This window comes from Bacteroides sp. (genome assembly GCA_036351255.1).
GTDB lineage: Bacteria > Bacteroidota > Bacteroidia > Bacteroidales > UBA7960 > UBA7960.
The window spans coordinates 1-9,194 of sequence record JAZBOS010000066.1; the positions used below are offsets into that span (position 1 = coordinate 1).

8 protein-coding genes are annotated in these 9,194 nt (G+C 43.9%); 1 reads left to right on the forward strand and 7 read right to left on the reverse strand.

Annotated features, from left to right (window positions below; translation table 11 throughout):
* Nucleotides 1-787: 787 nt before the first annotated feature.
* The 5 genes from V2I46_06085 to V2I46_06105 all read right to left on the reverse strand — a co-directional run bounded on the left by V2I46_06085 (nt 788) and on the right by V2I46_06105 (nt 6,194).
* A complete protein-coding gene (locus V2I46_06085) occupies nt 788-1,777 on the reverse strand; it encodes an NAD-dependent epimerase/dehydratase family protein (GenBank protein MEE4177063.1) in 990 nt (329 codons plus the stop codon).
* Entirely contained in the window at nt 1,774-3,387 is a 1,614-nt protein-coding gene (locus tag V2I46_06090) for a fatty acid CoA ligase family protein (protein MEE4177064.1), read from the reverse strand. The genes V2I46_06085 and V2I46_06090 overlap by 4 nt, the downstream gene beginning before the upstream one ends.
* A 5-nt stretch (nt 3,388-3,392) precedes the next feature.
* Entirely contained in the window at nt 3,393-4,271 is an 879-nt protein-coding gene (locus tag V2I46_06095; GenBank protein MEE4177065.1) for a hypothetical protein, read from the reverse strand.
* Entirely contained in the window at nt 4,255-5,205 is a 951-nt protein-coding gene (locus V2I46_06100) for a 3-oxoacyl-[acyl-carrier-protein] synthase III C-terminal domain-containing protein (protein ID MEE4177066.1), read from the reverse strand. The genes V2I46_06095 and V2I46_06100 overlap by 17 nt, the downstream gene beginning before the upstream one ends.
* Before the next feature lie 95 nt (nt 5,206-5,300).
* Nucleotides 5,301-6,194, reverse strand: coding sequence for a haloalkane dehalogenase (locus V2I46_06105; GenBank protein MEE4177067.1), 894 nt, complete (start codon nt 6,192-6,194; stop codon nt 5,301-5,303).
* 713 nt (nt 6,195-6,907) lie between these two features.
* On the opposite strand from V2I46_06105, the gene V2I46_06110 reads away from it, so the two are divergent.
* On the forward strand, nt 6,908-8,191 hold the full coding sequence (locus V2I46_06110; protein MEE4177068.1) for a 4Fe-4S dicluster domain-containing protein: 1,284 nt from the start codon (nt 6,908-6,910) through the stop codon (nt 8,189-8,191).
* Between the two features lie 366 nt (nt 8,192-8,557).
* Here V2I46_06110 and V2I46_06115 read toward each other — a convergent pair whose 3' ends face one another.
* Together V2I46_06115 and V2I46_06120 are read right to left on the reverse strand one after the other, a co-directional pair.
* A complete protein-coding gene (locus V2I46_06115; protein ID MEE4177069.1) occupies nt 8,558-8,695 on the reverse strand; it encodes a hypothetical protein in 138 nt (45 codons plus the stop codon).
* The gene (locus V2I46_06120) at nt 8,680-8,919 is read right to left on the reverse strand and encodes a hypothetical protein (GenBank protein MEE4177070.1); all 240 of its coding nucleotides are present in this window, start codon (nt 8,917-8,919) and stop codon (nt 8,680-8,682) included. The genes V2I46_06115 and V2I46_06120 overlap by 16 nt, the downstream gene beginning before the upstream one ends.
* Nucleotides 8,920-9,194 lie beyond the last annotated feature (275 nt).

Below are 9,194 nucleotides of genomic sequence, written 5' to 3' on the forward strand. Positions count from 1 at the left end.
AACCCGCCTTTCCTTTTCAGGGGATCAGAGAAATTATCAATATTATCAAAATTATCAATATTGTCAGTCCCCCAAAATGACAATTTCCCTTTGCCCCACAAATTCATTCAAGTTTTAAGATAATGACACAAAAAAAGATCGAGGACGCGAGGACGTGAACACGTGAAGACGAGACTTAAGAGACTTTAGGGACTTGAGAGAAAAGGAGAAAAAACCGGGGATGCAAAGACGAGAGGGCGAGAAACCCAGCCCCAATCCCCATACCCCATGCAATTATCCGCGGGGATCCGCGCTGAACGCAGTTCATCCGTGGCATCCGCGTTCCAATTGTAAGAGAGAGACTTAAGGGACTTTAGAGACTTTAGAGAAGGAGAGAAAAAAGCGAAGACGCGAGGAGGCGAAGCCCCATGCCCCATGCCCTATGCCATTTTCAACGACAGGGATATCCTCAAAAAGAGGAAGTGATAATATTGATAATTTTGATAATATTGATAACTTCTCTATCAGAAAAAGGAGAGCTCTTTATGGGAAAACAGGAAGCCAGGACGCGAAGCCCCATACTAAGGATGAGGTTAAGGTTGAGCCTGCCTGCCGGCGAGGCAGGGTTGAAATTAGCCTTTTTCTTTTGGCTTTTGGCTAATCACTCACTTCTCACCTCTCGCCTCTCACTTCTCATCTCTTGCCATTACCAAGGAGGGCTTATTAACGCTATCTGTTTTTGCAGAATTACAAATTCAGGAATGGTCAGAGCGGAAATTGGATTTTCATTAGGCAGGAAAATCAATTTTCAGTCCACTTCCAAAGCGTTGGAAAGGCATGGGTATCCTTCCCTGTTGCTTATTCTGGGGATGTAATCAAGATCTCGTTTTGCTGCAGAAATATCAAACCAGTGGTGTGTACACAACTCGTCGATCACAAACCGGGTTAAATAGGGCTCCTTTTTTAGGCGCAAAACCTGATGCGTCTTTTCCAGCACAATTGCTAAAAGTAACGCCAGACTCTTGGGAACCGTCTTTTGAATGGTTGGAAGGCCCGATGCCTGAATTACTGAGTTGATGAAATCCCAGATATAAACTGGTTCGCCGTTGGTAATAAAAAACGCCCTCCCGCCAAGAACCGGATTAATGCTTAATTTCTCAAATGCAAGGATTTGAGCGTCAATAAAATTGTCAATAAAGGTCGTGTCAATAAGATGATCTTTCCTCCCGGGTTTTCTCAACCTTCCGGATCTTGCACGCTGAATGATTTTTGGAACCAATTGTGTGTCTCCAGGCCCCCAGATCAGGTGGGGTCGCAGGGCAATGGTTTTTAGTGATTCAGAATTTGCGTTAATTACCAATTGTTCTGCCTGCGCCTTGGTTGAGGTATAATTCGAAACCGGCCTTGCCGGGTAACTCAATGATTCATTGCCGCCTTCAATGTCTGAACCATCAAAAACCACGCTTGCTGAGCTGGTATAAATTAGCTTCCGGACCTTGTGTTTTATACAGGCATTGATAACATGCTGGGTTCCCAAAACATTTACCCTGAAAAATTCCTCATAAGTCCCCCAGATGCCAACCTTAGCGCCCACATGAAAGACGGCCTCCATGCTCTGGCAGGCGTTTTCCACTTCCGTTGCACGGGTGAGATCGCCCTGAAAATCCCTGACACCCCATGTTTGATGCTCCGGGTAGATCCTCCGGGAAAAAGAAAAAACCTCATGCCCCAAATCAACCAGCCTGCACACCAGGGCCTTGCCAACAAATCCACCACCGCCGGTTACCAGGACTTTCATTTCAACTGATTTTGGGCCCAAACTGCTAGTTTCTCCCGGAATATTTTGGCATTGTGCCTTGGGTCAACAGGGAACTTCTTGTGAAATAAAAAAATGGATATTTGCCTCGTTTTCTCATTCCCCTTTGCAAGATACTGAAGCTCTCGTGTCAATCGTTCAGACTTTTTTACGCCTTTTTCCAACTCAATGCAAATAACGGGGGTTTTCCTGCCATTTATTTGAACACCGACCAAAGCGGAACGCGAAACTCCAGAATGGAAATTGAAAACCGCCTCACATGGAATAGTAAATAAGGTTTCGTTGCCGACCTCAACCCTTTGTGATTTTCTTCCATAATACCATACCTTTCCGTTGTCATCCAGTTTTCCAAGATCCCCTGTCCTGTGCCATAAGAGGGGTTGACCAGGGTCTATTATCTTTGAAAGTTTATCGGCAAGGTCATTTGCCAAATATCCCTGTGTAACATTTGGTCCATAAACAATGATTTCTCCGACAGACCCAACACCCAATTTTTCAGCATCTTCCATATTCTTAATTGGGCCATCTGTTATTTTAATGATCTTTAAACCGATGCCATTTAACGGCCTGCCCACACATATTCCTTTAAAATAATAGGGTGATTCTCCGTAAACAGAAAAAAGTTCCGAATCCACAATATCGGTAACGGACAATGCTTCTGTTGAACCAAACGGGGTATGAATAACGGAGTCAGGCAAAAGGAGGTTTTTAAAATTCCGCAACAGTGAAGGAGAGACTGGTGCGCCGGCAGTAAAGACTTTTTTAAGAGAAAGGAGTTTTAAGTTGTTCTCTTTGCCATGCGTTGCCAGTTTTTGAAGCACCATAGGAGAACAAAACATACTTGAACAACTGAACTGATTAATGTTTTGGAATAATTTTCGGGGGTTCAGCTTCCCGGGTTTGGTCATGTCCATATCGGCCATGACAACAGAAAGCCCATGGCAAATAACCAGCAGCCCGATAAGGGGGAAGGTGCAGAGGTCTGTGTCTTCAGGTCTGAAATGAAAATGATCTCTCATGAACCGGATTTGGGCTTCCAGCATATAGTTTTTGTAAACAACGCCCTTTGCCGGCCCGGTGCTGCCACTGGTAAAAAAAACGGCCACTTCATCGTTTGGGTCAGCCTTGAAAACCTCGCAGGTAATGCATTTTTTCTTTCGAAAGTCTTCAAGCCTGCCGGTTTTCCAAAACAACGTCCTCCCCGTAGAAACCTTAACAGCCACAGGTTTAAATAAAACGGAAAAGAAAACCCTGAGAAGATGCGCCCTGGGGGTTCCTACAAATGCCTTTGCCTGGGCTTTCTTCAGGGCATTTACCATGGCTTTGACCCCCATCCCTGGATCAATCATTACGGGAATAGCTCCTATTCGGAGAAGAGCGTAGGTAACTGCAAATAAATCCAGGCCCGGCTTTACCAAAACGATGGTTTTCATTCCCCGGATGATTCCGTTTTTCTGAAACCCGGCGGCATATTTTTCTGTCAGATGACAAAGCTCTCCAAAAGTGATTCTTTCCGGATAAAGCAAAGCCGGTTTGTTCGGATTAGACCTGGCATAATCAAACAAATAATCTGTAATGTTTTCAGGAGCCATGGAGTTCAGGCGTTTACATATAGTGAAAGTGAAACAGTAATGCCGGCACCGACGGTTACCAGGAGAATGTTCCTGGCATCCCTGAATTGACCGCTTTTTACAGCTTTATCCATTGCATAAAATAAACCTGCAGAATAAATTTCCCCGTGGAATTCCTCAAAATATTTTTTTCTCTCCGGACAAAGTATTTTCCGCAAGCCTGGCCCGAATCCCCTGGGGGTTTGAGAGGTTAAAATCAGGTCTAATTGCCCGGTTTCCAGGTGAAGCGTTTTCAGAAACTTCCGAATCGACTTTTCAGCACATTCAAGGCAATGATTCAAAAAGTGGTTGTCCTGAGAGTTTAAAAACATAAAACGCCCAGTCCCCCAATCAATCATGCTTTTATTGTCGTTTTCATAATCCGGATAAGTGTCGGTACTGAATTTTACAAATCCTTTATCTTTTCTGTCCTTTACAAGCAATATTGCAGCTGCACCATTAACATATTTGAAATTTTCTGTTCGCCCCCTATTTGGTTTGGCATCTCCTGCCACAACCATTCCACTATCTATTTGACCCGTTTGCAAGAACCCATCTATGACCTGAATAGCATTCATTGCCCCCCCACCTCCATTATGCAGGTCAAAAGAAAACAGCTTTCTGTTTTGGAAAAGAGGAGCTTTGGTCTTGCTGGTTCTGAAAATTTTATTTAAAATTAAAGCAGAGAGGGCTGGCTCGGAAAGATGATTTTCTGAATATACTCCAGTGTTAATTAACAGTTCAAGGTTTTCAGGACCATTGCCAGCATATTTTAAGCACTGCTTAGCAGCCTGGGCTGTCATGCTTACAATGCCTTTACGCAAAAAAGGTTTGAAAAAGGCCACTGATTTAATAATGGTACCCATACCTTTTCACCAAATCATATACTGAAAAAACAATGAACCCGATAACCAAGCCGGAAGCAAAGCTAAGCATCATTATTTTATCCCCTTCTTTTAACCGGTTCTCCATTAAATATTTGTAAAGGGTAGTAAAATGTGTTGTGGAGGCAGTATTTCCGGTATCCTGAAGGTTAATAACAACTTCACCTGGTTCTTCCCCAAAAAACCTAGCAAAATATTTGGCACCTGATTGTATAGAGAGCTTTGAGGTTTGGTGGGGAATTAAAAAATCAATCTGGCTCATTCTGAGGCCGGCTTTTTCAAATGCACATTTAATGATTGGGGGTGCATTCTGTATTGAAACTTCATGAATCTTCTTCATAGAAGTTTTCATTACACCACCAGGATGCCTTGAGCTTTGATTTCCAATGCATAAGTCGCTGTACTGGCTTAAAGAAACCAGCTCAGAAACCCGAAAACTTTCGTTTGTTTTATTAGTAGCAGTCAAAATGACAGCTGCCCCTGCATCTCCAACGGTGAGCGAAGCCAATTCATCATGTTTCATTGAACTGATATTTAAAACAGCATTGTTGCTAATGCTTGTGATATATTCACCGCTGACAACCATGCAGTTTTTGACCACACCACGCGAAATAAAATTATTGGCAATATGAACCCCGGTAATCATGCCTGCACAAGCGTTTGAAACATCAAAGTTTAAGGCATTGGGGCAACCAAGGCTCTGTTTTATCAGGTTTGAAATCGAAGGTTCATAGTAATGTTTCAACCCGTTAACATATTTTGAAATGGAGCAGGAAATGATCATCTCAATCTCCCTGGCTTCATATTCCGAATGGCTCAAGCAATCTTTGGCAGCGGCAAGGGCAAGGGTTAATGTATCTTCATGGGATCCACAAACCCTTCTCCTGGAAATACCTGTCAGCAATTCCAGTTTCAAGGGCTTTCTGACTTTTAATTTGCCCATAATTTCAGCAGTAGTGACACTGGTTTCCGGCAGTTCAACCCCGATGCTTTCAATTTTACTTCCCGCGCTCATTTGTTTTGGTTTACAAATGCATGGATAATTAAAGCCAGTTCATTCGGAGAGTCCTCCTGCAAAAAGTGTTTCCCTTCAAGCATTCTGTGTGGCTGGTTTTTTGTCCCGGGAATGAATGCCTGCAAGATCTTTTCACCATCCCTGGTTATCACATCACCCTTGCTGAAAACGGTTAAAACGGGGATTTCCAGTTTTTTTAGTCTTTCCCAGCTCTCTGCAATCAAAGGCGCCCCCGGATCGTTTTTGCCTGCAGGAATAAGCTGGGGTAAGGCCCTGATGGCGGCTTTATCCCTTTCCTTAGAAAACGGAAAATTATAACCCGCCCGTTCGGTTCGGGAAAGCGGCCTCTTACATCCCAACTCTACGACCCGGCCAACCGGGATATGAGGTGAATGTCTTGAAAACCATCGCCAGAAACGAAATAAAAACGGAGTTTTCTGCCCGGTCAATGGCAGGTAACCATTGCATAAAATTATTCCTGAAAAGACAGCCGGTTTGTTTGCTGCCACAATCATACCAACAATGGCACCCCAATCATGGGCAAACAAGAAAAGATTTTTCAAATCCAGCTTTTCAATCAGGCCTTCAATCCAATTGACAAGATTTCCAATGGAATAAGAAGCTATATTCTGGGGTTTATCCGATTTGCCAAAGCCAGGCAAATCAGGCGCAATAACCCTTAAACCATATTGCAGGCAAAAAGGGATAATGTTACGGAAAGTGTATGACCAGGCAGGAACACCATGCAAAAAAAGAACAGCCGGAGCATGATCATCTCCTTCCAAAATATAATGCATACGCACTCCGCCAATTTCAATAAAATTTGGCTTGAAGGGATAGGCTGCAAGGAGGGGGGATGATGTGGAGTATGTCTTTTCCCGGGCTGACACTTCAAATGGTTTGTAACTTCTTCGGTTCAAGAAACAGAAAACCAATTATTATTAAAGTTACAACAAAGTTCTTTTCAATGTTATAAGTTATTCAGAAAAAAACATGGTTACAAACAGAACTGCCTGAGCCCGGTATTACCGGGTACAATTTTTCTGCCCCCCTTTATTACAGCTTCACGTTCTGCTTTTGGGAAATGGCTGTCCTTTATGAGAGCCCGGGAGATCGTGCAGAGGTTTTAAAACTGAGCTGTTTTTCAAAAATCAGAAAAGCCGAGACCTGATTGAAATTATAATCCGGGGGGCTGAGCAAACATGTGGTTTGGTTCGACTTGTTAAAGTCCTTCACCAACACTATGAATCAGGGGAGCTCCTGCAGCTGCGGGATCCAATAGGAGAAGCTTAAAAATCAAAGGGTTACAGCAAAAAATTGCTGTAACCCTTTTTTTTGAACATAACCTGCATATAAATATGGAATTAGGCCTCCGTTGAAAAATATCTCGCTCTTTCGGGATTAATCAGAGGGTCTCCCGCTGGAACGGAATCCATCAGCAAGAGCTCCAACAGAAGCCATCTATCCCCGGCTGGCTTTTTTGTGATTAGGTTTTAAAACTTTCCCCCTTTCAGTCTTCCTGTTGTTAAATTTTTTAACTTGCCTGCAGAAATGCTTTATGATTCTCCGGGTAATTTTAGTGTTGACTTAAAGCGATCCCTTTATGGCACATCACAACACCATCAAGGCCAACAACTATCACAATCTGGCTGAGCGGCTCAACAAATTTCCGCAGGGAGCGCCGCCTACCGAGCTGCTTTTTAAGATCCTGAAAATTCTTTTCTCGGAAAGGGAGGCACAACTGGTGTCGATGCTTCCAATAAAACCATTTACCGACCAAAGAGCAGCCGCCATCTGGAAACTGCCCCTGAACGATGCAAGGGCCATACTCAACGACCTGGCAGATCGCGGCATTCTTTTGGATCACGAAAACAATGGCGTAACCTCATACTCCATGCCACCGCCCATGGCCGGGTTTTTCGAGTTTTCGCTTATGCGCTACCGAAACGACATTGACCAGAAAACCCTCTCCGAGCTGTTTTATCAATACCTTAATGTGGAGGAGGATTTTATTAAAAACCTTTTCCTTGATGGTGAAACCCAACTGGGCAGGACTTTTGTAAACGAAGGGGTGCTGTCGAACGAAAACGCCCTGCATGTGCTGAGCTATGAAAGGGCCTCCGAGGTAATCAAGACTGCATCCCACATTGGCATAGGCATATGCTACTGCCGGCACAAAATGGAGCATATGGGAAGGAATTGTGAAGCTCCAATGGAGATCTGCATGACCTTTAACAAACCAGCCGAGTCACTGATACGGCATAAAATTGCCCGGCAGGTCGATGTTGCCGAAGGACTAGACTTGCTCCAACTGGCACACGAAAACAACCTGGTGCAGTTTGGCGAAAATGTTCAGGAAAGCGTGGGGTTTATTTGCAATTGCTGCGGGTGTTGCTGCGAAGCCCTTATTGCCGCCCGCAAGTTTGGCTTCATGAACCCGGTGGAGACTACAAATTTTATTCCTGAAATAAATGAATCAGGCTGTACCGGTTGCGGAAAATGCGTTAAGCTTTGCCCCATTGAAGCCATGACACTGGTTAGCGCCAGCGATCCCCACAACCCCAAAAAAATGAAGGCCAAACTCGATGCAGATCAATGTATTGGCTGCGGGGTATGCTTAAGAGGTTGCAAGCCCGAAATCCTGAAGCTTAAGCTTCGCAAGCAAAGGGTTATTACCCCTGTAAACTCAGTGCACAGGGTGGTGCTTATGGCCATCGAACGGGGCAAGTTACAAAACCTGATTTTCGACAACCAGGTGCTGCTAAACCACCGGGCCATGGCTGCCGTGCTTGGTGCCATCCTGAAGCTTCCCCCCGCAAAACAATTGCTCGCCAGCCAGCAATTCAGATCAAGATACCTTTTAGCGCTGATAAAAAAGTTCAACTAAGCCCTCTCACACATGCCATCAAAATTTGGTTTCGATAAATTACTCCTTTTGAAGTGCAGGATACCCCGCTCGGAACAAAGGATCATTTGTAATAATCCAAATACCTTATTAAAAAAAGAATCTCACCATCGCTGGGCATGGTTGAACAAAGCTATGATTTTTTGCAGAATTACAAATTCAGCATTGTTCAGGGCGGAATTGCAAATTCCGCCCAGCGGGGGGCTTTTGGCGTGCGCCCCTCACATTGATGATTTCGATAAGTTCTTTCTCTGTCCTGATTCTGTAAGTCACAATGGTAAGCCTGTTCATTGGGCCCCGGAATACATTCTTTTTGCTTGGGGATGGCTGAAGCAAACCCGGGTTATTTTATAATAAATGAAGGAATTTGCGGGTATCTCTCAGGAAATTCCGGATTTCCCTTTCTGTCCACCCCTCTTTCAGGTAGGTAATGATCCTGTCGTAACCAAGCTCAGCACGGGAGGTCCAGATTACTTCGAATCCCATTGCTCGTATTTTGATAGTATTTCTTCTGTCGTTTTGGTTTCCCCCCGATCGGCCTGCTTCAGGCCTTCATCAATTTCTGCCCTTTCACCTTCACTGATCTCATTCCACAAATCATTACGGGGTAAGCGGGAAGATAACAAAACCTTTACGGCTTCCAATACATCGACATCGTCAATGTTTTCGATTAAGCGGTAAAGGTCTGATTTTAAATCAGCGGCGTTCATTGCAGTAAGTTTAAAAACATACTCAAATTTTCAGAGAAAAAAGGCAAATATCAAGCCTGAAAGATGCTGATTTTTCAAGGTCAGGCCGTTTATATTTAAGGCTCATCCTGGATGCAAAGAAACGCCCGAATGAATTTCCGTTTCCTGGCTTGCAGATACCTTATAACCCGCCTTTCCTTTTCAGGGGATCAGAGAAATTATCAATATTATCAAAATTATCAATATTGTCAGTCCCCCAAAATGACAATTTCCCTTTGCCCCACAAATTCATTCAA